This is a genomic window from Roseateles puraquae, from assembly GCF_002205845.1.
In the GTDB taxonomy this organism is placed as follows: Bacteria; Pseudomonadota; Gammaproteobacteria; order Burkholderiales; family Burkholderiaceae_C; genus Pelomonas; species Pelomonas puraquae.
Window position 1 is genome coordinate 61,828 of sequence record NZ_NISI01000011.1, and the last position, 21,819, is coordinate 83,646.

Here is a 21,819-nt window from a genome sequence, read left to right on the forward strand (position 1 = left end):
ACTCGTCGCGCCTCATTTCTCATCTGCGCCATGAAATCTGCTGTCGTCGCCGCCCTGGCAGGCCTGTCCTTCACCACCGCATGGGCCGCAGGCCCCAACCTGGTAGTCAATGGCAGCTTCGAGGCCGACCTGATCCCTCTCAACAGCTGGAGCATCCGCCCCACCATCACGGGCTGGGTCGGTGCGCCCGACATCGAGTTGCAGCACGACCTGGAGGGCAATGTGGCGCAGGACGGCGTGCAGCTCGTCGAACTGGACACCTTCTACAACAGCGCCATGAGCCAGACACTGAACGCCAGCGGCCTCGTGGAACTGAGCTTCTGGTTCAAGCCGCGCATCGGCTGGGGCGCCGGCACGCAGGGCATCGAGGTCAGCCTGGGCAGCTTCTCCAGCGTGGTGATGGACACCGCCACCGGCATCGGGCCGACGCCCGCATGGCAGCGCTTCAGCACCCAGGTGGACCTGGGCAGCAGCGGCAGCGCCGTGCTGCGCTTTGCGGCCGTGGGCACGTCAGACATGGCGGGCGGCTTGATCGACAACGTGTCGGTCACGGCGGTGAGCGCAGTGCCCGAGCCGTCGACGGCGGCCCTTGCGCTGGCCGGTGGCCTGGGGTGGGTGGCCTGGCAGCGCCGGCGCCGCCCCGGCTGACCTGTGGCGGGCCCGGCGCTAGAGTGCCGGGCCATGCCCGCCGCCCGACTCGACGAAGCCCTGGCCCGACTGCAGGCCGCGGCGCGGCCCGACCAGCTCGCCGCCATGGCCCGCTTCGGCCTGACCGGGGACACCCGGCTCGGGCTGGCCGTGCCCACGCTGCGTGCGCTGGGGCGCGAGTTCCGGCGCGACCATCCGCTCGCCCTGGCCCTGTGGGACACCGGCATTCCCGACGCACAGATCCTGGCCAGCCTCGTGGCCGAGCCCGCCCGCTTCACGGTCGCCCAGATGGACCAGTGGGTGGCGGGTCTGCAGGCGTGGGATGTCTGTGACCAAGCCTGCCTCAATGCCTTCGTGAAAAGCCCCCTGGCCTGGGCGGCCATCCCGCGCTGGGCGGCACGCGAGACGGCGTTCGAGCGGCGGGCCGGCTTCTCGCTGCTGGCTGTGGCGGCGGTGCACCAGAAGTCGCGGCCTGACGAGGACTTTCTGGCCATGCTTCCTCTGATTGAGGCGGCTTCCGGCGATGACCGCAACTTCGTCAAGAAGGCGGTCAACTGGGCGCTGCGCCAGATCGGCAAGCGCAGCCCGATGCTGCGTGAGCCTGCGCTCACATTGGCGGAAAAGCTGTGCCTACAAGAACCGCGGTCAGCGCGATGGATAGGGCACGACGCGCGGCGGGAGCTGCTGCGCGTGGCGCAAGCCGCCAGAGAAAATCGACTCTGACCCCATTTTCATTCCCTCCTTGGAGGGGCACGGTGGGGGGCGGATGGGCGGCCTCCCCCGGCGGGTAGCCGTCCGGGTGATGGGCGCGCGGATGGCGGGCCGCGATGCTGACGGCATGGCGTTGAACGCGACGCCGGACACCCCCGACACGGAGCCCGCCATGCAACACCGCCTCTCGTCCCCCGCCACCAGCATCGCCCTGACGCAAGGCCGCCTTGAGGTCGCCGGCCGCACCCAGGCCCCGGCGGCTCTTGCCGCGGCCCGCAAGATGGACTGCGGCTGGTACGACTCCAGCTTCGATCTCGCCCGGGGCCTGGACATCGTCGAGCAGGACGACGACGCCCTCTACCAACTCTGGACGCTGGCCCGCCACTGAGGCCGGATGTCGGTCGTCGAACCGTGCGCAGGCACGGTTCTGGGTCTGGCCTCATGCCAACCCGCATGCAGGCGGCTTGTCCTTCGGCAGGCGTCGAACCGTGCGTAGGCCGGTTCTCGGTCCTGCCTCATGCCAGCCCGCATGCAGGCGGCCTGTCCTTCGGCAGGCGTCGAACCGTGCGCAGGCACGGTTCTCGGTCCTGCCTCAGAGCCTGCAGGCGAGGGTGGTGCCCTGCAGGATGGCGCGCTTGGCGTCCAGCTCACCCGCCTCCAGCGCGCCGCCGATCAGGTGCACGCTCACGCCCGCCGCCTTCAGCGGCGCCTCCAGCTCGCGCAACGGCTCCTGGCCGGCGCACAGCACGATGGTGTCGGCCTCGATCAGCTGGGCGTCTTCCCGCTTCTCCCCAAAACTCACCCATAGCCCCTCGGGCGTGATCTGTTCGTAATTGACGCGCGAGAGCATGTCCACCTGCTTCATTTTCAGCGCCGCGCGGTGAATCCAGCCGGTCGTCTTGCCCAGGCCCGCGCCGGGCTTGCCGGCCTTGCGTTGCAGCAGCGTGATCTGGCGTGTCGGGGCCTCGGGCGCGGGCCGCGCCAGGCCGGCGCGCACCTGCTCCGGGTCGCCCACACCCCAGTGGCGGCGCCAGGCGGCGGCGTCCAGCGTCAGTGAATGGCCGGCCTCCAGCAGGTATTCGGCCATGTCGAAGCCGATGCCGCCCGCGCCGACGATGGCCACGCGCGCGCCCACCGGCTTGTCGTGGCGCAGCACGTCGATGTAGCTCAGCACCTGGCCCCGGGCCAGCCCTTCGGCCTGGCCCGGGATCTTCGGGTCGCGCGCGCTCACGCCGGTGGCCAGCAGCACCTCGTCGAAGGTCTTCAGATCGTCCGCCGACACCCGCGCGTTCAGGCGCAGGTCCACGCCGGTGATCTCGATGCGGCGGCGGAAGTAGCGCAGCGTCTCGCTGAACTCCTCCTTGCCGGGAATGCGCCGCGCCATGTTGAATTGCCCGCCGATCTCGGCCGCTGCGTCAAACAGCGTCACCGTGTGGCCGCGTTCCGCCAGCGTGGTGGCCGCTGCCAGGCCAGCCGGGCCGGCGCCCACGACGGCGATGCGCTTGCGGGCGCCATTCACCGGCTTGAGCACGATCTCTTGCTCGTAGGCCGCGCGCGGGTTCACCAGGCAGGTCGAGATCTTCTGCGCGAAGGTGTGGTCCAGGCAGGCCTGGTTGCAGGCGATGCAGGTGTTGATCTCGTCCGCCCGGCCTTCACGGGCCTTCTGCACGAAGGCCGGATCAGCCAGGAAAGGCCGCGCCATCGACACCATGTCGGCGCTGCCGTCGGCCAGCACGCCTTCGGCCACCTCCGGCGTGTTGATGCGGTTGCTCGTGATCAGCGGCGTGGTGATGCCTTCGGCGCGCAGCTGCGCCCGCAGCTTGGCCGTCACCCAGGCAAAGCCGGCGCGCGGCACGCTGGTGGCGATGGTCGGGATGCGCGCCTCGTGCCAGCCGATGCCGGTGTTGATGATGGTCGCGCCGCCACGGGCCACGCGGCGGGCCAGCGCCAGCACCTCGTCCCAGCTGCTGCCGTTGGGAATGAGGTCGAGCATGGACAGGCGGTAGATGACGATGAAGTCCGGCCCCACCGCCTCGCGGATGCGGGCCAGGATCTCCAGCGGCAGCCGCATCCGGTTCTCATAGCTGCCGCCCCAGGCATCGGTGCGCTGGTTGGTGTGCTCCACCAGGAACTGGTTGATGAAGTAACCCTCGCTGCCCATCACCTCCACGCCGTCGTAGCCGGCCTCGCGGGCCAGCTTGGCGCACCGCACGAAGGCCCGGATCTGCCGCTCGATGCCCCGCGCGGAAAGCTCCCGCGGCGTGAACGGCGTGATGGGCGACTGGATGCGCGACGGCGCCACGCACAACGGTGAATAGCCGTAGCGCCCGGTGTGCAGGATCTGCAGCGCGATCTTGCCGCCCTCGGCATGCACGGCGTTGGTGATGGTCTGGTGGCGACGCGCAGCACCCGAGGTGGCCAGCGTGCCGGCGAAGGGCTTGGCCCAGCCCTCGATGTTGGGCGCGAAGCCGCCGGTGACGATCAGCCCCACCTCGCCGCGGGCGCGCTCGGCGAAGAACGCGGCCATGCGCTCGAAATGCTTGCGGCCGTCTTCCAGGCCGGTGTGCATGCTGCCCATGAGCACGCGGTTCTTCAGTGTCGTGAAGCCGAGGTCCAGGGGGGCGAGGAGGTGGGGATAGTGCATCCGGCGATGCTAGCGACCGGAGCCCGGCGCGGATTGGAGGGTTCTCCTCAGACCGGCGGTGCGGTTGCAGCAACAGTTCTTCACCCGCCGCTAGGCGGCGGTAATCGTGACATCCTCGGCTTGAGTTCTAATCACGCGTCCGCGTATTTGGGATTCAGCCCGGCGGTTTGGTTTTTTCGGAGACTTTTCGATGCGATTCACCCCCTGGGCCACCCGACTGGTCCTGACGCTGAGCCTGTCGGCCACGGCCTTCCTGACCGCCTGCGGTGGCGGCGGTAGCGGCAGCACGGCGCAGGTCCGCCTCCTCAACGCAACGCAGTCCTACGCGCAGCTGGACCTGACGGTCAACGACAAGACCATCAACAGCAAGGTCGCCTACGCCACCGTGGGCGACTACGGCGGCGTGGACACCGCCAACACCGCCACCCGCGTGCTCGAGAGCAGCGTGGGCACCAGCATCTCGGCCACCACGCCGACGCTGGCTGGCGGCACCAACTACACCTACGTCTCCTACGGCTTCGCCGGTGCCGTGCGCACCTCGCTGCTGGAAGAGTCGCAAGCCGCCGCTGATGCCAACAAGGCCAAGCTGGTTGTGCTGAACCTGGCGCCCGACGCTGGCGCGCTGGACATCTACGTCACCGCCACCGGCGATGCGCTGGATACCGCCACGCCCCTGACCTCCAATCTGACGGGCGGCGCCGGCAGCGGCTACAACCTGATCAACTCGGGCACCTTCCGCATCCGCGTGACGGGCTACTCCAAGAAGGGCGAAGACCTGCGCCTGGACATCCCGGCCGTCACCTTCGACTCCACCAGCGTCAACTGGCTGATCCTGACCTCCACCAGCGGTGGCGTGCTCGTGAACGGCATGCACCTGGTGCAAAAGGGCGCGGTCAAGAACTACCCCAACACGCTGACCCGCGTGCGCGCCGTCAACGCTCTGGCCGGCACGCCGATCGTGGCCACCACGGTCAACGGCAACAACATCCTGCCCGCCTCGCTGCCGCCCAACACCAGCAACTACTTCAGCTTCACGGCCGGTGCCAGCACGACGAACATCACCGTCAACAGCATCCCGCTGAACATCACCTCGCCGACCTTCGCCGCCGGTGGTGACTACACCCTGCTGATCTGGGGCACCGCCTCGGCGCCGCAGCTGTCGGTGCTGAGCGACGACAACCGCCTGCCCACCGTCAGCGGCAACGTGAAGATGCGCCTGATCAACGGCCTGTCGGTCCCCGGCACCGTGGCCACGCTGAACGTCGACTACCAGTCGCAAGCCAACAACGTGCTGCCCGGCACCAGCTCCACGCCGGCCAACATCAGCTCGTCCACCGGCTCCGTCGTGACCGTCAACTCGCCGCTGCAGTCCGACGCGCTGTACAACCCGTCTGCCGGCACCAGCTCCGGCCTGACCCCGCTGACGGCCAACGGCGTCTACACCATCTTCGTGATGGGCGACCCGGCTGCCCCGAAGGGCAAGTTCAGCAAGGACCGCTGATCGCGCCACGAAGGCCCGCCTTCTGAAGAGCCCCCGCGCCATCCGGCCCGGGGGCTTTTTTTGTGGCCACCGCCCCGCCCCGGGCGCGAAGATCACGCCATGAGCACCCCCAGCCGCCTTCACCTGCAGCGCCTGCGCCAGCTCTGGCGCAGCGCCGGCTGGCCCTGCCAGGACCTGGTGGAGGTCGAGCTGCTGGCGGCCGGCTGGGTCGAGCGATTGCTGGAAGCCGATGGCCGCGAGCGGCTGCGCCTGACCGATGCCGGCATCGCCCATATCGCCGCATCGCTGAACCGCAACCGCGCCGCGCGGGATGCGCACGAGCAGCTGGTGGAACGCGTGGCCACCGAGATGCAGCGCGCCGGGCGCATCGCCTGGCGCGGCCTGAGCCTGCGCGCCGGCCTGCCCCCGGCCGAGGGCGATGACGGCGGCAAGACCGTCTGGGTCAACGCCATGCCCGACGTCTATTCCATCCGCCACAGCACCGTCGAGGACTACCTCGAACCCGCCATCCACGAGATCAAGGTCAGCCGCGCCGACCTGCTCGGCGAGCTGCGCCGCCCGGCCAAGTCGGCGGCCTACCGCGCGCTGTGCGGCCAATGCTGGTTCGTCATCAAGGCCGGCATCGCCGAGCCCGACGAGATCCCGCCCGAGTACGGCGTGTTCATCGGCCACGAGACGCATCTCGAACTCGCCCGCCCGGCACCGCGGCGCGCCTGCAAGCCCGACTTCGCCACCTGGATGGCCCTGGCCCGCGCCACGCCTTTGCTGCCTCCGGAGGACCCCCAAGGCCAGCTGGCCTGAGCCCTGACCATAATCCGCGCGCACAAAAAAGGGAGGCGCGATGCTGCGCAGTTGGAAGGTCAGCGCGGCAGCAGCCGTGCTGGGAGCACTCGTCCTGATGACGAGCGCGCGGGCGGCCGGCGTCATGGCCCCCGAGAAGCGCATGAGCTTCGCGCCCGTGCCTGCCTGGGTGGATGCCCAGCAGGCGCCGCTGGAGGCAAAACCCCCCGCGTCGGGGCTGGCAGACGGCCGTCACCACCTGCTGGCCGACCAGCAGGTGCGGGTCGTGGGCTCGACCCTGGTCGACTATCGGCACACGGCCACACGAGCGGTCAACGAGCGCGGCGTGGAGGACATCGCCAACGTGCAGATCACCTTCGATCCGAGCTACCAGAGCTTGCAGGTGCACCGCATCGTTGTGCGGCGCGACGGGCGGGAGGTCTCGCGCGTGGCGCCAGGTGCGCTGAAACTGCTGCAGCGCGAATCCAGCCTGGAATCGCTCATCTACGACGGCCGGATCACCGCCCATGTGGCCCTCAAGGATGTGCGCGTCGGTGACGTCGTGGAGACCGTCTACAGCCGACAAGGCAGCAACCCCGTGTTCGGTGAGTACCGCTTCGGCAGCTTCGATTTCGACTGGGGCGTGCCGGTGGCGCTGCGGCATGCGCGGCTGTTGTGGCCCCAGGGCCGGCCGTTGTACTGGAAGCTGCACAACGGAGCGCAGGCCGCCAGCGTCACCCCGGTGGGGGCCGAGCTGGACCACCGCTGGCGGCTGCGCGACGTGCCCGCACGCATGGTCGACGACAACAGTCCGGGTTGGTACGACCCCTATGTGTGGGCGGAGTGGGGGGAGTTTCCTGATTGGGCTGCCGTGTCGCGGTGGGCGCTGCCGCTTTATCGCCTGCCCGAGGGACCGATGCCTGCTGTCGACCGTGAAGTCGCCCGCATCGCTGCGCAGACGAGCGATCCCGAACAGCGCCTTCTGGCAGCGCTGCGCTTCGTGCAGCGCGAGGTGCGCTATCTCGGCATCGAGATGGGCGTGAACTCACATGCACCGCACGGGCCCGAGCTCGTGCTGGACCGCCGCTTCGGTGACTGCAAAGACAAGACTTTGCTTAGCCTGGCTCTGCTGCGTGGGCTGGGCATTCCCGCGAGGCCGGCACTGGTGCATACCGGCCTGCGGCACGTCACGGCGGAGCGGCTGCCCACGCCTTGGGCCTTCAACCACGTGCTGGTGCAGGCCGACCTGGGCGGGCGCCGCGTGTGGCTGGACCCGACACGCGCGCCGCAAGGCGGCAAAGGCGTGGCGCAATGGGTGCAGTCCGACTTCGGCCGGGCTTTGCTGGTCAGTGCCGACACGCGCGAACTTGTGCCCATGGCTGGCGCGCAGGCGCGCACCCTCAAACGCGAGCTGCATGCCGTACTCGACGCCAGTGCAGGCTTCGACAAGCCGGCCACGCTCACCGTGACCACCCGTGCCGAGGGCGAAGCCGCCGAGCAGCTGCGCCAGGCCTTGGCCACGCAGGCGCAGCAGGATCTGCAGAAGCAGTATCTCGACTTCTATGCCGCGAGCTACCCCGGCCTGGCCGTCGACCAGCCCTTCACGAGCCGTGACGATGCCGAGGCCAACGTGGTGGAACTCGTCGAGCACTACCGCATGCCGGCCTACTGGGTTCACGACGAGAAGCGCGGCCGCTGGACGGGCGACCTGGAGGTGCCTGACCTGCTCGAATGGTTGCGTCGGCCCAAGGCGCTGAACCGCGAGGGACCGTTGGCCTTGCGTCACCCGGTGGACTTCACGCTGGTGAGCGAGTACCGGCTGCCCAAGGCCTGGGATGTCAAGCCGGACAACGTGGTGATCGAAGACCCGGCCTTCGTGCTCAAGCGCGAGGAGGTTTGGCGCAGCCGCAGCACCGTGGTGCTGACGGACCGCTTCCAGACCCGTGCCGATCATGTGCCGGCGTCTGGCATGGCTGCCTACGTCGCCCAGCTCGACAAGGCGCGGTCTGCCGTCGCCTACAACCTCTATCACCCAGACGGCGCGGCCGCAGTGGCCGCCGCACCAGAGGACGCGGCTCAGGCGCCAGGCAGCCTCGGCGGTGATTCGCCGCACTGGCTGCCGCTTCTGGTGGGACTGGCAGCGGCCGGCGGCCTGGGGTTGCTGATGCAGCGTTTGTATCGTTGGGACCCGCATCCCGCGCCGCAACTCAGCCCCGAAGCCACACCCTGGCCGCTGGGCGGCTGGCTCTGGCTGCCGCTGTTCGGGCTGGCGGTGACACCGTTGATGGCGGGCTCCCAGCTGGTCGAATCGCTGCCGGCCATGACCGTGCAGCGCTGGAGCACGCTCACCCTGCCGTCGACCCCTGGCTACCACCCGCTGCTGGCCCCGGTGTTCATGGTGGAGTTCATCATCAACCTGGCCCTGGTGGCCGGTGCTCCGCTGCTGCTGCTTCTGGCCTACCAGCGCCGCAGCAACATGCCGATGATCTACATCGGCTGGATGTCGCTCGCGATCACAGGCGTCGTGCTGGACGCCGTGGCCGCGCAGGTCATTCCAGCCATGTCACAGGCCTGGACGAGCAAGGAGGCCGGCACGCTGGTGCGCACCTGCGTCTTCGGCGGCATCTGGATCGCCTACTTCCTGCATGCCGAGCGCGTGCAGCGGACATTCGTGCTGCGCCGCGAGGCCCGCCCCACCGCGGACGCACAATCGCTGCCAGTCCCGCCTGCCTGACATCCCATGCCTGCCGCCGATCAGATCGCCGCCGCCGACGTCCGAGCCCTGCTGGCCGCCCAGCCCGAAGCCCGCGCCCGCGACTGCGAGGCACTGGTGGCGCTGATGCAGCGCGTGAGCGGGCATCCGCCGCGGCTGTGGGGGCGCATGGTGGGCTTCGGGCAGCACCATTACGTCTACGACAGCGGCCGTGAAGGCGATACCTTCGAGATCGGATTCGCCAGCGGCGCCGGTGGCAAGGGCGACCTGAGCCTGTACCTGGATGTTGGCGCCTTCGCGGCCGAGAGCGAGCCGCTGCTCGCGCGCCTGGGCAAGCACCGCCAGGGCAAGGGCTGCGTCTACCTCAAGCGCCTGGCCGATGTGGACTTGGCGGTGCTCGAGGCTCTTTGCGCCGCCGCCGTGCGGCACAAGCGCGCGTGAGCGCCGGCCTGGTCGATGTGAACTGCCCGCGTTGCGGCGGCGGGTTCGAGTGCGGCTTCCAGGCCGGGCACTGTGCCTGCTTCGGCATCCGGCTGACCGAGCGGCTGCGGGTGCAATTGGCGGAGCGCTACCGCGGCTGTCTGTGCCTGCCGTGCCTGCGTGCCCTCATCGAAGCCGATGCGCGACGCGTGGCGGGCGAGCCCCCCGCCGAGCCGCCTGCCAAGCCGCCCTCGCAGGCCGACCCTCACGGCTGACGAACGGTCGCCGGTGCGGCGCTGCTGCATGATGGCCGCATGCCCCTGCTCGACCGCATCGCCCCGCCGCTGTTCATCTTCATCTGGGCCACCGGCTACATCGCCGCCAAGCTCGCGGCGCCCTACGCCGACCCGCTGACCTTCCTGAGCTGGCGCTACGCCGGTGTGGTCGTGCTGATGCTGGCCCTGGCGCTGGTGGCCCGCGCGCCGTGGCCGTCGTCGCGGGCGATGCTGCACCTGGCGCTGTCGGGCCTGGGCATCCAGGCGCTCTACCTGGGCGGCGTGTGGGTCGCGATCCGCCAGGGCCTGCCGGCGGGCACGGCGGCCCTCATCGTCAACCTGCAGCCAGTGCTGGTGGCCGCGGCTGCGCCCCTCATCGGCGAGCGTGTGTCGCCGCGCCAGTGGGGCGGCGTGGCCCTGGGCCTGGCGGGCGTGGTGCTCGTCATCTGGCACAAGCTCAACCTGGGCGCGAGCTATGGGCCGCCGCTGCTGCTCAGCCTGATGGCGCTGCTGGCCATCACCGCCGGCACGCTGTACCAGAAGCGCTTCGTGCCGCAGTTCGACCTGCGCACCGGCCAGGTGGTGCAGTTTGCGGCCTCGCTGGCGGTCACGCTGCCCATGGCCTGGTGGCTGGAGCCGATGCGCATCGTCTGGAACGCCGATGTCATCTTCGCGATGGCCTGGAGCGTGTTCGTGCTCACGGCCGGCGGCATCAGCCTGATGTTCTACATGCTGCGCCACGGCCGCGTGACGGCGGTCAGCAGCACGATGTATCTGGTGCCCTCTGTCACCTCGGTGATGGCGTGGCTGCTGTTCGGCGAGACACTCGGGGCACAAGCCATTGCCGGCATGGGCGTGACGCTGCTGGGCGTCTATCTCGTGGTGGCGAGAAAGTAGACCGGAGACAGCCCCGATGACGACGACCCGCGCCCACCACAAGTTCTGGCCCGCCCGCGTGCCGCACGCCATCGAGCCGCCGGCCACCGGGCTGCATGACAACCTCGTCGTCAACGCGCGCCGCTTCCCGCACCGGGCGGCCCTCATCTTCCTGGGCCACACCATCACCTATGCCGAGCTTGCCGCTCAGGTGCAGCGTTTGGCGGGCTGGTTCGCGCAGCGTGGCATCCGCAAGGGCGACCGCGTGCTGGTGGACCTGCAGAACTGCCCGCAGCTCGTCATCTCGCACTACGCCCTGCTGAGCCTGGGCGTGGTGGTGGTGCCGGTGAACCCGATGTGCCGGGCGGCGGAGATCAAGCACCTCATTGACGACAGCGGCGCCGTCTTCGCCGTCACCAGCGTCGACCTCAGCGCCGAATGGTTGTCGGCGGGCATGGCCGCAGGCCGCCTGCTCATCACGCGCCTGGCCGAAGTGCTGCCCGGCGGTCGCACCGACGGCGCCGGCCTGCCCGCCGGCTGGGCCGACTGGCTCAACGCCGACCTCGCCCTGCCTGCCGGCGCCACGCCCTGGGTCGAGGCCATGGCCTGCACCACGCCGCCGCCCACCGTGGACGTGGGCGCTGACGACCTGGCGTTGCTGCCCTACACCAGCGGCACCACCGGCCACCCCAAGGGCTGCATGCACAAGCATCGCAGCCTGCAGCACAACGTCTGGGCGGGCGGCTTCTGGAGCAATGCCAGCCACGAGGACGTGGTGCTCGGCGTGGTGCCCATGTTCCACATCACCGGCATGGTCGTGGTGCTGCACGGCACGCTGGCCTGCGGCGCGGCCCTGGTGCTGATGCCGCGTTGGCAGCGCGAGTACGCCGCGCGCCTGATTGCCACCCACCGCGTGACCCGCTGGACCAACATCCCCACCATGGTCATCGACCTGCTGGCCAGCCCCGAGGTCGAGAGCTTCGACCTCAGCAGCATGGTCTCCATCGGCGGCGGTGGCGCCGCCATGCCGCAGGCGATTGCCGAGCGCCTGTGGAGCCGCTTCGGCCTGCGCTACATGGAGGGCTACGGCCTCACCGAGACCGCCGCCCCCAGCCACAGCAACCCGTACGACGCGCCCAAGCAGCAATGCCTGGGCGTGCCCTACCTGAGCTGCGATGCGCGCGTGGTCGACCCCGACACCCTGCGCGAGCTGCCCGTGGGCGAGAGCGGCGAGATCATCATCCACGGCCCCATGGTGTTCGACGGTTATTGGGGCCGGCCTGACGCCACGGCCGCGGCCTTCGTCGAGTTCGAGGGCAAGCGGTTCTTCCGCAGCGGCGACATCGGCTACGTGGATGCCGACGGCTATTTCTTCATGACCGACCGCCTGAAGCGCATGATCAATGCGAGCGGCTTCAAGGTCTGGCCCAGCGAGGTCGAGAACCTCATGCACGCCCACCCGGGCATTGCGGAGGCTTGCATCATCTCCGCGCCCGATGCCTACCGCGGCGAGACCGTCAAGGCCGTGGTGGTGCGCCGCATCGGCCACGAGGGCCTGACCGAAGCCGAGCTGCGCGATTGGTGCCGCGCCCACATGGCCGCCTACAAGGTGCCGGCGCTGGTGGAGTTCGTCGACACGCTGCCCAAGAGCGGCGCTGGCAAGGTGATGTGGCGCGCGCTGCAGGAGCGCGAGAAGGCCAACGGTTGAATGCGTGAGCGCCGGGCGGCGTTCACCAGAACTCCCAGCGCCCCGTCGCGATGACCCACACGCCCAGCAGCGCGTTGGTCACCATGTGCGCGATGACGGCCGTCCAGAGCTTGCCGGTGCGGCGGTAGAGCCACGCATAGGCCAGGCCGGCGATCACCGCGGCCAGCCACAGGGTGTGGGCCAGCGTGAAGATGAAGGTCGACACGACGATGGCCTTGAGGCCCACGGTCTGCGGGTCCACGCGCTCGAAGCCGGGGTGCTGCACCCAGCGCATCAGGAAGCTGCGCCAGAAGAGCTCTTCCATCACCGGCACCACCAGGGCCGCGCCCGCCAGGCGCAGCAGCACCAACGGCCAGATCAGGTGTCCGTCGGCATCCAGCGGCACGAAAGGCGCGGTGGCCGAGCCGAGCTGCATCCACGGTGCATCCAGCTGCACCCAGATCGCGAACACCGCGATGCCCACCGCCGCTGCCCAGCCGGCTTCACGGGCGTCGGGCAGGGTCTGCCGCACCAGTTCGCCATAGTCGCGCCAGTACCAGGCCAGCAGGCCGGCGACGATGACGGCCTGCGCGCCGTAGATCCAGCGTGCATCCAGCCCGAGGCCCGGCGGCAGATAGCCGCGCAGGGCCAGCAGGGCCATGAAGACCACGAACGGAACGCAGCGCGCGAGGGCCGCGGGGCTGAAGGCGGGCGGGGTGGCGGGGGTGTTGGCGGGCATGGCGCTCGGCAGCTTAGCCGCAAGCCGCCAGCAGGCCCTCCCGGAATGCCACGTAGACGCCGTTGGTCCAGCCAAAGCCATCCTGCGTCTCGTACTCGCCGCCACCGCCGGGGCGGTCCTGTGTCACGTCGTACTTCTCCAGCAGCCGGCCGGTGTCCAGGTAGACGCGGTGCACGCTGGCACACCAGCGCTCGGCGATGTCGCGCGCCAGCGCCGTGTGGCCGTAGCGTGCCAGGCCTTGCGCACCCATCCACTGCAGCGGGGCCCAACCGTTGGGGGCATCCCATTGCTGGCCGGTGTGCAGCGGCGTGGTCAACAGGCCATTGGGGCCGAGCAGATGTTGCTGCACCTGAGCGGCCAGGGCATGGGCCTGCTCGGGGCGGGCCAGGCCCAGGTACAGCGGCACGAGGGCGGCCGCCGTCAGCGGCCGGGGCCGTTCGGGATGGCGCCAGTGCAGGTCGGCGAAATGGCCGGCGTCGCCGCGCCAGAAGCGGGTGTGCAGCAGGGCGCGGCGTGTGTCGGCCCGCTGCTTGAAGTCGCGTGCGAGCGTCGCGTCGCCCTGGCGCGCGGCGCCCTGCGCGATGGCGCCCTCCAGACCGGCCAGCAGCGCATTGAGGTCGACGGGGGCGATGGCCGTGGTCTCGATGGTGGCCATGTCGGTGGGGTCGGCACACCAGCGGCCGGAGAAGTCCCAGCCGCTCTCGGCGCCGGCCCGCAGGTCACGCCAGACCTCGGTCGGCACGCGGCCATGGGCCGCCTGCGATGTGAGCACGTCTTCGCGCCAGCTCTCCTCGCGCGGTGTGCAGCGCTCGTCCCAGTAGCGGTTCAGCAGCGCGCCGTCGGCCAGGCGCAGCACGCGGCGGTGGGCTTCGCCCGGGCCGACGCGGTCCTCGCCCGCCATCCAGAAAGCGTGCTCGATGCGCAGCGCTGGCAGATGCCGCGCGAAGCCTGCGGCCGGGTCATCGGCGTGCAGCAGCGCCACCATCTTGTAGAACAACGGCGGCTGCGAGCGGCTCAGCATGTAGCTGCGCGTGGCATTCGGGATGAAGCCGTAGGTGCCCAGCAAGTGAGCGAAGTTGGCGAGCAGCGCCTCGGCCAGGTCGCGCCGGCCGTCGATGAGCAGGCCCTGCATCGTGAAGTAGCTGTCCCAGTAGTAAAGCTCGCGAAAGCGACCGCCCGGCACGAGGTAGGGCTCGGGCAGTGGCAGCAGGCTGTCGCCAGGCAGCGCCGTGCGGTGTTCGCGCACCAGCAGCGGCCACAGGGCGCGGATGTGCTCGCGGATGCCGACGCGCGGCCCTGGCGGGGTGTCGCCATGGCCCGGCAGCGTGAAATGGGCGTGCAGAAAGTCGGCCAGGGAAAAGCCGGGCTCGCCCCGCTCGGCCTCATAGCGCGCGCGGATGGCGGCCGGTTCGCCGCGCGGGCGGGCGTCGACGAAGGTCTTGCCGTCATCGCACAGGCGGCCCATCTGCACGGCCACGAAGAGGTCGCCGTAAAGCTCGTAGGGGGTCGGGTCAGGCATGGCTCAGCCGGGCGCGCAGGCGGGTCAGGGCCACGGCAAGCGCGGCAGTAGGAATGAGAAGCAGGCCGAAGGCGGTCGCGCCGTCGAAGGCCGCGAACAGGCGGCCGGTGATGAAGCTGCCCAGCGTGCCGCCGAGCGCCGAGAACACGACGATCAGCCCCGTCATGGCGGCGTGCTGGCGCTGCGGCAGCGCACTCAGCATGGCCGAGTTGATGGCGGGGTAGATGGGTGCCAGCAGCAGGCCCGTCAGCGGCAGCAGGTAGGCCGCGGGCGGCGCATTGAGCCAGCCGGCGCCCGCCGGCAGCGGCGCGAGGCCACGCGTGAGAGGCAGCGTGGCCAGGATGAGCCCGGCAATGCCCACCAGGCAGGTCATCACCACCGCGAACCAGCCCAGCCGGCCGATCACCGCCGCGCTCGCCAGCCGGCCGAGCGCCGTGGTGGCCGGCATGATGACCGCGAGGCCCACGCTCATCGCGGTGGGCAGGTGCAGCACCTGCTGGTTGAAGCTGGGCAGCCAGGTGGACAGACCCTGCTCGATGAGCACGTACAGGAAGGCCGACAGCAGGAACACCACCACAAGGCCGAGTCGCAGCAGTGGCGCCATCGCGAGCAGGTCTTCACGCAGCGTCGTGCCGGGCGACTGGATCGGCCCTTCGTCCAGTGGGCTCAGCAGCAACAGCACGAAGGCGGCCGCGGCGAGGCCGGCGAGCGACGGGTAGACGCCCAGCCAGCCCGTGCCGGGGCTGTGCGACGCCTGGCTGAACAGCAGGAAGCCGCCCAGCACGCCGACCATGAACAGGCCTTCGAGCAGGTTCGTGAAGCGCGCATGGCCCGCGCGGTCGTGCGTGACGAGGCCGATCATGGAATAGGCGCTCACCTTCACCAGCGCAAACCCGGCGCCGACGGTCGCGAACAGCAGCTTGATGGCCCAGAAGGCCTGCAGCGATGGCATGGCCAGGCAGGCGGCACCGATGGCGGCCAGCGCGAGCAGCATGGATCGCTTCAGGCCGAGGCGGGGCAGCAGGGAGGCCACGAGGAAGGACGTGATCGCGATCGGCAGGTCTTTCCAGGCGTCGAGCAGCGCGGCTTGTTCGCGAGGGACGCCGAGGGTCTCGACCACCAGCAGGTTCACGGCGCCGACGCTGTTGAGCAGGGCGCCGAAGAGCATGTAGGTGAGGGTGATGGCGGCCTTGATGGGCAAGGTGCCTACGGGATGTTTGGCCGCGGTCATGTGACTTTGTTGGTTGCTGTGGCCACGAGCCTTTCGACTCGGTGCACCGTGCCGGGAGTTCGCCCCGGCGGGCGAGTAACTTTCTTCTGTCGCGCCAGAAGAAAGTCACCAAAGAAGAGGCGCTGAACCGCACACCAGCGGGCTGAGGCGTGAAGCTCACGCGCGAAAACAGCCGCTCGCCCATTGCTCAGAAGCGACCCGCTCCGCTCTCGCCTCCCACCTTGCACGAGCGGCAGCACCCGCACCTTCACCACGTTCAACGCCGGCTGCACGCCGGGCTCACCAGTGAATGCACCAAGCGCCACGACGCGCCGTCGACGGCGCTTGACTTCAACTCGTGAGTTCGGCGTGCAGCCGACGTTGACCGCACAAGCGGTGGATGACTCGGTCTCCGGACAGGGACAGCAACGAGAGCGCAGCGGCTCGCCTCGGCTAAGGACACGAGCGGCTGTTTTCGCGCGATGTCGGTGGCCGGCCAGAGGCGACTTGCGGTTCAGCGCCTCTCTTTTGGTGACTTTTCTCTGGCGCAGCAGAGAAAAATTACTCGCCCGCCGGGGCGAATTCCCGGCACGGTGCGTCGAGTGGCAAAGGCTCTGCGCAAAGGCAATCAACGCATCACCCCCCGACAACGGCCACCCCGCGCCGGGGCTCAGAACTGGAACCCAACCGACAGTTCATAAGCGCGCCCAAACAACGGCCTTGCCAAGAACACCCCATCCTGCCCCACCCCCTGCCCCGGCACCCGGAAGTTCCCCTCCGTCAGTCCGATCTTGTTGGTCAGGTTGGTGCCGGTGAGCCGCAGCTCCAGCCCGTTGTCCATCGCGAACACCGCGCCCGCGTCGATCGTGCGGTAGGCCGGCAGCTTCAGAGTGTTGGTCTGGTCGGCAAACCGCTCGCCGACATGGCTGAACGTCGCGAAGGTGCGCAGCTGGCCGTAACCCGTCTGCGTCTGCCAGCTCGGCGTGAGGCGGGCCTGGAACTTCGGCGCGCGCTCCACGCGGTTGCCGGTGTATTGCTGGAAGTCGCGGTACTTGGCGTCCTGGAAGTTGCCGGTCGCGGTGAGCTCGAAGCCCTTGAGCCAGTCGCCCGGCCGCAGCGCCAGCTCGAACTCCAGGCCGGTCGCGCGGCTGTTCGGGCGCAGCACCACGTTGCCAGCGTTGGTGAACTGCTGGGTCTGGGAGTTGGTGAGGCGGTTCTGGTAGGCCGTCAGGAAGGCGCTGTAGAGCTTGGTCGCGGTCTTCAGGCCGATCTCGAACTGGGTGATGTCTTCCACCGAGTCGCGGCTCTCGTTGGCGCCGCGGCCGCGCAGCACGTCGAAGTCGGGCAGGCGGTGGCCCTTGTTCATGCGCACGAAGGCGCTGAACTCGCGGCTGAAGGCGTAATTCGCGCCGCCGGTGAAGGACGTGCGGCTGAGCTTGCTGTCGATCAGCGTGTTGGTGCCGTTGAAGTAGGCCAGGTTGTTGTTGTAGAGCGTGGTGGGGTCAGCGTCGAGGTCGCCATTGCTGACGTTGGCGATGGTGCCGGTGATGCGCTGCGTCTCGCGGCGGGCGCCGAGGTCCACGCGCAGTTCCTTGCTCAGCTGCCACTCGTCGGCCACGAAGAAGGCGTGTGTGTTGCCGCTGTAGCTCGCGTCGAGGTTGAAGGAGAAGGGCGGCGTGACGTAGCCGTTGCGCGAGGCGCGCACGCCGTTGTCGAGTTGCACGTCGATGAGGCGGGCGTGCGACTGCACCGTCATCAACTGCGCCTGGCCCAGCGTCCAGACGTCGTGCGAGCTGTAGCCGGCCAGGTACAGGCCCAGCGTCAGGTTGTTGCCCGGGGCGATCTCGCGGGACAGCCGTGTCTCGTTGCTGGTGGAGCGCAGCGCCTTGTCCACCACCCACATGCCGTTGACGATGACCGGCGTGCTGCCGGTCACTGCACCGCCGCCGTTGGCGAAGGTGGCCGTGCCGGTGGTGGCCACCTTGCCGGCAGCGGCGACGACTGCCGCGTCGCCATTGGCGGCCGTGACCTGCTGGGTGATGTAGCTGGACAGGGTCTGCGGGTTGGCGCCGGAGAAGAGGGCGTAGGTCGGCACGTCGCCCGTGGTGTGGCTGAGCTTGTTGGTCAGCGTCCAGTCGCCCACCTTGGTGTCGAGGTTGGCGCCGTAGGTTTGCACATCGGCGCCGCGGCCGTCGGCGAGGTCCTTGGTGACGGTGGTGCGCTGGATTTCGGGCTTGCCATTGGGAAGCAGCCGGCCCGTGGCGCGGCCGGTCTCGAGCACGATGTTGCGCAGCTCGTTGCCGTAGAAGTAGTCCTTGCTGGCATTGAAGCCGGGGTAGCTCGACACGCTCTTGCCGTCGGCCCCGCCCACCACCGGGATGGCGGTGAAGAAGGCATTGCGGTCATGCAGCGCGCGGGCATAGAGCTGCAGGCTGCCGGCGTCGAGCTTGCGGCTGAGCACCACGCTGGCCTGGCCGCCGTCGTCGGCCGGGAACTGGGTGTCGCGCACGCCGTCGCTGCGGCGCCAGAAGCCGCCGACCATCACGTTCCACTGGTCACTCAAGCGGCCCGCATAGACGCCGTCCAGGCGCTTGAGGTTGCCGGTGCCGGTGGTCAGGCGCAGGCTGGCCTCGGGGTTGCGGCCGTCCTTCTGGATGAAGTTGACGGTCACGCCAGGCTGGCCGCTGCCGAACACCGGGCTCGGGCCGCCGCGCAGCACCTCCATGCGCTCGATGGTGTCGTCCAGGCGGAAGAGCTGCGAGTGCTCGAAGAAGGAGAGCGTGGGCAGGTGGTAGAGCGGTGCGCCGTTGAGCTGGAAGGTCGAGTAGGGGCCGTCGCCCGGGGTCGGGAAGCCGCGCACGCGAATGTTGGCGCCGGCCTGGCCGCCCGAGGTCTCGACGAACACGCCCGGCACGGTCTTCAGGATGTCGGCGGTGCTGGTGGGCGCGGCCTGCTTGATCTGTTCTTCGGTGGCCGTGGTGATGGAGAAGCCGGCCTCCAGCTTGCGCACGCCCTCGCGGCGTGCGGTGCCGGTCACGACGACGGCGTCGAGTTCCTTCATCTCGGGCGACTTGTCGGCCGGCTTGGCGGCCTCCTGCGCGAAGGCGGCGCCGCACAGGCTGGCGGCGGCCAGGGCGATGAGTTGGGGGCGCAGGCGACGAACGCCGGCGCGCGGCTGGGCATGGGTCATGAGATGTCTCCGTTGTTATGGGTCCCGAAAGCCGGCGCGGCCGTCGCCACTTTCGATGAGCGGGACTTTGAGCGCAAATGTTATCGATGTCATTTGGGTAAATACCAGTGTGGTGATGTGTTGACATCGATGACATCGATTGCGGTGCGCGCCGGCCCGCCCCACCGCGTCGTGAACCCATGATCGTGCCCACCCCCGACAATCCGCGCATGAGCACGCAAGACCTGACCGACGCCGAGTTCGCCGAACTCGACGAACTCCTCGCCGCCACGCCGGAGCCCCTGCAGCCGCTGGACGCCTCCATGCTGGACGGCTACCTGTGCGGCGTCATCGTGCAGCCCCGCCTCATCGAGCTCGATGAGTGGCTGCCCAACATCTTCGATTACGACGGCGGCCTGCTGCCCGAGACGGTCGATGCCGCCTGGCTCGACAAGCTGACCGAGCTGGTCCAGCGCCGCCACGCCGCGCTGAACCGCGGGTTGGTGGAAGACGGCTGGTTCGATCCCGTCATCCTCGATGTCGACGAGAACGAGACGCCCGAGCCCCTGCCCGAAGACGCGACCGAGGAAGAGCGCACCGCGCGCGCCAGCTACGACGCGCTCGGCCCGATCTCCCGCGCGCTCATGCCCTGGGTCGCCGGCTTCCAGCATGCGGCGCTGTGCTTCCCCGAGCTGGCCGACATGCCCGACGACGCCATCGCCGCCGCGCTCGCGCGCCTGTACCGACACCTGCCCGCCGAGACGCCCGAGGAGAAGGAAGTCGTCGAGACCCTCAACCGCGAGCATCCGCTGAAGGACCTGGACGACGCCATCGAGGAGCTCGTCGTGACGGTGGCCGACCTGGCCGACCTGACCGAGGCCGAGCGCTACCGCGTCGAGACCATCCGCCGCGACACGCCCAAGGTTGGTCGCAACGACCCCTGCCCGTGCGGCTCGGGGCGCAAGTACAAGCAGTGCCACGGTAGTAATTGAGACCACCCCCTACGCGCTGCGCGCGGGCTGGCACGGTTGGGTGCGTTGAGGATCTTGTGCAGATGAGACCACCCCCTACGCGTTTGCGCGCGCCCTCAAGGGGGCGCTGCCGATGGCCCGGCAAAGCCGGTTCCATGGCAGCTGCTGGAGGAGGTCCGGCGCTGTGCGCGGACCGGGAGTGAGCTTGTGAAACTACAACTGCTGTCCGACCTGCATCTGGAGACCGAGAGCTTCGTGCCCGAGCCGGCGCCGGGCGCGGAGGTGCTGGTGCTGGCGGGTGACATCGACACGACCTGGCGCAGCTTCGAGTTGTTCCGTGGCTGGCCGGTGCCGGTGTTGTTCGTGCCGGGCAACCATGAGTTCGACCGGCGGGAGGTGGACGACGCGCGCGAGGCGCTGCGGGCGCATGTGCAGGCGTTGGGTTTGCGCATGCTGGATGACGAGTCGGTCGTGCTGACCGATGCGCAGGGCCGACGGGTGCGCTTCGTGGGCTGCACGCGCTGGACCGACTTTGAGGCCTTCGGTCCGTCGGGCCGCGAGCGGGCGATGCGCGCCGGGGGCTACTTCCAGAAGGTGATGCAGTCCACGTGGCACGGCGAGGCGTTCGATGTCGACGCCGTGCGTGCGCTCGCGGTCGAGAGCCGCACCTGGCTGGCGGCCGAGCTCGCGCGCACCGGCGACTGGGACGCCACCGTGGCCATCACCCATTTCGCGCCCAGCCTGAAGAGCGCCGACCCGCGCTATGGCCGCCAGCCCGGCACCGCCAGCTTCTGCAACAACGACGAAGACCTGCTGCCGCTGGCGCAGCTCTGGCTGCACGGCCACCTGCACTGCCGGCACGACTACCGGCTGGGCGATACCCGCATCGTCAGCAATGCGCGCGGCCATGTGCGCAAGGGCGAGGCCGATGGCTTTGACGCGGCGCGCCTGGTCAGTGTGTTCTGACGGGCTTGATCCGCAGCGCCCAGACCACGCCGGCCACCAGCAGCCCCACGCCGGCCAGCGTGGTGGGCGGCGGCAGCCGCTGATGCCACGCAAAGGCATAGGCCAGCGCCGCGAGCGTCTCGAACACGATGAGCTGGCCCGACAGCGAGGTCGGCAGCCGCTGGCTCGCTTCGTTCCAGCACAGCGTGCCCAGCCATGACGAGCACAGGCCGATGGCCGCCATCAGCCCGACGTAGGCCCAGGGCCGCTCGCCCAGCGGCGCCGCGTAGCCGGCCGGGATCAGCGTGCCAGGCGCGGCCAGGTGCAGGCCCGCGAGCAGCAGGGCGCCGAGCAGCGCCATCGGCAGCGTCACCAGCCCCTGCGCCGTGGCCCAGGCGCGCGGACTGCGGTCCCCATGGGCGCGCAGCCAGTCGGCGTTCTTGATCGGGTACCAGGTCCAGCAGGCCACGGCGGCCACGGCCAGCAGCGCGCCCTCGGCATAGCGGCGCGGGTCACCGGCCTGGGCCTGCAGCGCGGCCAGCTCGTCGCGGTTGACGCAGGCGAGACCCGCCGCGATCAACGCCAGCGACGGCGCCAGCCGCGCCCAGGGCAGATGGCCGTCGCGCACCCGGTTGCGGTGGTTGGCGCAGACGGCGATGACCACCGGCAGCGTGCCGATGATCATCGTCGGCAGCGGCGCGCCGGCTCGCTGGATGGCGGCCGACAGGCACAGGTAGTACGCAAAGTTGCCCACCAGGCTCAGCTGCGCGGCCTCCCACCAGTCCGCCGGCGCGAGCTCCTTCAGCGCGCGCCGGTCCAGCAGCAGCGCCAGCGGCAGCGCGATGAGGCCGAAGGCGAGGTAGCGCCCCACGGTCAGCAAGGCCGGCGCATAGCCCGGCAGCATCACGGGCGCCACGAACACCAGCCCCCACATCAGTCCCGCCCCGAGGGCGAACAGCAAACCCAGCAACATGGGCTGCATCATCCCTCGCGCTTGGGGCGCCGCAAGCC

General features: G+C 69.6%; 18 protein-coding genes. 12 read left to right on the top strand and 6 right to left on the bottom strand.

Annotated features, from left to right (window positions below; genetic code table 11):
• The first annotated feature begins 30 nt into the window (after positions 1 to 30).
• From CDO81_RS28905 to CDO81_RS27795, 3 genes are all read left to right on the top strand, one after another.
• Entirely contained in the window at positions 31 to 648 is a 618-nt protein-coding gene (locus CDO81_RS28905; RefSeq protein ID WP_088485358.1) for a PEP-CTERM sorting domain-containing protein, read from the top strand.
• A 33-nt stretch (positions 649 to 681) separates the two neighbouring features.
• The gene (locus CDO81_RS21820; protein WP_088485359.1) at positions 682 to 1,371 is read left to right on the top strand and encodes a DNA alkylation repair protein; all 690 of its coding nucleotides are present in this window, start codon (positions 682 to 684) and stop codon (positions 1,369 to 1,371) included.
• A 160-nt stretch (positions 1,372 to 1,531) separates the two neighbouring features.
• Complete coding sequence (locus CDO81_RS27795) at positions 1,532 to 1,747, top strand: hypothetical protein (RefSeq protein WP_144397353.1); 216 nt, start codon at positions 1,532 to 1,534, stop codon at positions 1,745 to 1,747.
• 204 nt (positions 1,748 to 1,951) lie between these two features.
• Here CDO81_RS27795 and CDO81_RS21830 read toward each other — a convergent pair whose 3' ends face one another.
• Positions 1,952 to 4,003 carry an oxidoreductase gene (locus CDO81_RS21830; protein ID WP_088485361.1) on the bottom strand — a complete coding sequence of 684 codons (2,052 nt, stop codon included), beginning with the start codon at positions 4,001 to 4,003 and terminating at the stop codon, positions 1,952 to 1,954.
• A 190-nt stretch (positions 4,004 to 4,193) separates the two neighbouring features.
• On the opposite strand from CDO81_RS21830, the gene CDO81_RS21835 reads away from it, so the two are divergent.
• From CDO81_RS21835 to CDO81_RS21865, 7 genes are all read left to right on the top strand, one after another.
• On the top strand, positions 4,194 to 5,504 hold the full coding sequence (locus CDO81_RS21835; protein ID WP_088485362.1) for a DUF4397 domain-containing protein: 1,311 nt from the start codon (positions 4,194 to 4,196) through the stop codon (positions 5,502 to 5,504).
• 99 nt (positions 5,505 to 5,603) lie between these two features.
• Complete coding sequence (locus CDO81_RS21840) at positions 5,604 to 6,305, top strand: hypothetical protein (protein ID WP_088485363.1); 702 nt, start codon at positions 5,604 to 5,606, stop codon at positions 6,303 to 6,305.
• 40 nt (positions 6,306 to 6,345) lie between these two features.
• Complete coding sequence (locus tag CDO81_RS21845) at positions 6,346 to 9,018, top strand: DUF3857 domain-containing protein (protein WP_088485364.1); 2,673 nt, start codon at positions 6,346 to 6,348, stop codon at positions 9,016 to 9,018.
• A 6-nt stretch (positions 9,019 to 9,024) separates the two neighbouring features.
• Complete coding sequence (locus CDO81_RS21850; RefSeq protein ID WP_088485365.1) at positions 9,025 to 9,438, top strand: DUF1801 domain-containing protein; 414 nt, start codon at positions 9,025 to 9,027, stop codon at positions 9,436 to 9,438.
• The gene (locus CDO81_RS21855) at positions 9,435 to 9,692 is read left to right on the top strand and encodes a cysteine-rich CWC family protein (RefSeq protein WP_241517093.1); all 258 of its coding nucleotides are present in this window, start codon (positions 9,435 to 9,437) and stop codon (positions 9,690 to 9,692) included. The genes CDO81_RS21850 and CDO81_RS21855 overlap by 4 nt, the downstream gene beginning before the upstream one ends.
• Before the next feature lie 39 nt (positions 9,693 to 9,731).
• Positions 9,732 to 10,589 (top strand): DMT family transporter, encoded by an 858-nt coding sequence (locus CDO81_RS21860; RefSeq protein WP_088485367.1) that lies wholly within the window; start codon positions 9,732 to 9,734, stop codon positions 10,587 to 10,589.
• A 16-nt stretch (positions 10,590 to 10,605) separates the two neighbouring features.
• Positions 10,606 to 12,276: a long-chain-fatty-acid--CoA ligase gene (locus CDO81_RS21865; RefSeq protein WP_088485368.1), complete on the top strand. Its 1,671-nt coding sequence runs from the start codon at positions 10,606 to 10,608 to the stop codon at positions 12,274 to 12,276.
• A 22-nt stretch (positions 12,277 to 12,298) separates the two neighbouring features.
• Here the strand turns inward: CDO81_RS21865 and CDO81_RS21870 are convergent, their stop codons facing one another.
• The 4 genes from CDO81_RS21870 to CDO81_RS21885 all read right to left on the bottom strand — a co-directional run bounded on the left by CDO81_RS21870 (position 12,299) and on the right by CDO81_RS21885 (position 18,913).
• On the bottom strand, positions 12,299 to 12,994 hold the full coding sequence (locus tag CDO81_RS21870; protein ID WP_088485369.1) for a CAAX prenyl protease-related protein: 696 nt from the start codon (positions 12,992 to 12,994) through the stop codon (positions 12,299 to 12,301).
• Positions 12,995 to 13,007: 13 nt separating this feature from the next.
• Positions 13,008 to 14,513: an alpha,alpha-trehalase TreF gene (treF, locus tag CDO81_RS21875; RefSeq protein ID WP_088485370.1), complete on the bottom strand. Its 1,506-nt coding sequence runs from the start codon at positions 14,511 to 14,513 to the stop codon at positions 13,008 to 13,010.
• Positions 14,506 to 15,744, bottom strand: a complete 1,239-nt coding sequence (locus tag CDO81_RS21880) for an MFS transporter (protein ID WP_088485371.1) — start codon at positions 15,742 to 15,744, stop codon at positions 14,506 to 14,508. Before CDO81_RS21880 ends, treF begins: the two co-directional genes overlap by 8 nt.
• A gap of 649 nt (positions 15,745 to 16,393) precedes the next feature.
• On the bottom strand, positions 16,394 to 18,913 hold the full coding sequence (locus CDO81_RS21885; protein WP_088485372.1) for a TonB-dependent receptor: 2,520 nt from the start codon (positions 18,911 to 18,913) through the stop codon (positions 16,394 to 16,396).
• A 209-nt stretch (positions 18,914 to 19,122) separates the two neighbouring features.
• Between CDO81_RS21885 and CDO81_RS21890 the strand changes: the two genes are divergently transcribed.
• On the top strand, positions 19,123 to 19,884 hold the full coding sequence (locus CDO81_RS21890) for a YecA/YgfB family protein (RefSeq protein ID WP_088485455.1): 762 nt from the start codon (positions 19,123 to 19,125) through the stop codon (positions 19,882 to 19,884).
• 186 nt (positions 19,885 to 20,070) lie between these two features.
• Positions 20,071 to 20,829, top strand: a complete 759-nt coding sequence (locus tag CDO81_RS21895; RefSeq protein ID WP_088485373.1) for a metallophosphoesterase — start codon at positions 20,071 to 20,073, stop codon at positions 20,827 to 20,829.
• Here the strand turns inward: CDO81_RS21895 and CDO81_RS21900 are convergent.
• Positions 20,816 to 21,781: a DMT family transporter gene (locus CDO81_RS21900; RefSeq protein WP_088485456.1), complete on the bottom strand. Its 966-nt coding sequence runs from the start codon at positions 21,779 to 21,781 to the stop codon at positions 20,816 to 20,818. The two genes, CDO81_RS21895 and CDO81_RS21900, sit on opposite strands and share 14 nt — an antisense overlap.
• Positions 21,782 to 21,819: the final 38 nt, after the last annotated feature.

Coding starts and splice junctions, on each gene's coding strand:
- CDO81_RS28905 (WP_088485358.1), top strand. CDS start 31: ATGAAATCTGCTGTCGTCGCCGCCCTGGCAGGCCTGTCCTTCACCACC.
- CDO81_RS21820 (WP_088485359.1), top strand. CDS start 682: ATGCCCGCCGCCCGACTCGACGAAGCCCTGGCCCGACTGCAGGCCGCG.
- CDO81_RS27795 (WP_144397353.1), top strand. CDS start 1,532: ATGCAACACCGCCTCTCGTCCCCCGCCACCAGCATCGCCCTGACGCAA.
- CDO81_RS21830 (WP_088485361.1), bottom strand. CDS start 4,003: ATGCACTATCCCCACCTCCTCGCCCCCCTGGACCTCGGCTTCACGACA.
- CDO81_RS21835 (WP_088485362.1), top strand. CDS start 4,194: ATGCGATTCACCCCCTGGGCCACCCGACTGGTCCTGACGCTGAGCCTG.
- CDO81_RS21840 (WP_088485363.1), top strand. CDS start 5,604: ATGAGCACCCCCAGCCGCCTTCACCTGCAGCGCCTGCGCCAGCTCTGG.
- CDO81_RS21845 (WP_088485364.1), top strand. CDS start 6,346: ATGCTGCGCAGTTGGAAGGTCAGCGCGGCAGCAGCCGTGCTGGGAGCA.
- CDO81_RS21850 (WP_088485365.1), top strand. CDS start 9,025: ATGCCTGCCGCCGATCAGATCGCCGCCGCCGACGTCCGAGCCCTGCTG.
- CDO81_RS21860 (WP_088485367.1), top strand. CDS start 9,732: ATGCCCCTGCTCGACCGCATCGCCCCGCCGCTGTTCATCTTCATCTGG.
- CDO81_RS21865 (WP_088485368.1), top strand. CDS start 10,606: ATGACGACGACCCGCGCCCACCACAAGTTCTGGCCCGCCCGCGTGCCG.
- CDO81_RS21870 (WP_088485369.1), bottom strand. CDS start 12,994: ATGCCCGCCAACACCCCCGCCACCCCGCCCGCCTTCAGCCCCGCGGCC.
- treF (WP_088485370.1), bottom strand. CDS start 14,513: ATGCCTGACCCGACCCCCTACGAGCTTTACGGCGACCTCTTCGTGGCC.
- CDO81_RS21880 (WP_088485371.1), bottom strand. CDS start 15,744: ATGACCGCGGCCAAACATCCCGTAGGCACCTTGCCCATCAAGGCCGCC.
- CDO81_RS21885 (WP_088485372.1), bottom strand. CDS start 18,913: ATGACCCATGCCCAGCCGCGCGCCGGCGTTCGTCGCCTGCGCCCCCAA.
- CDO81_RS21890 (WP_088485455.1), top strand. CDS start 19,123: ATGAGCACGCAAGACCTGACCGACGCCGAGTTCGCCGAACTCGACGAA.
- CDO81_RS21900 (WP_088485456.1), bottom strand. CDS start 21,781: ATGTTGCTGGGTTTGCTGTTCGCCCTCGGGGCGGGACTGATGTGGGGG.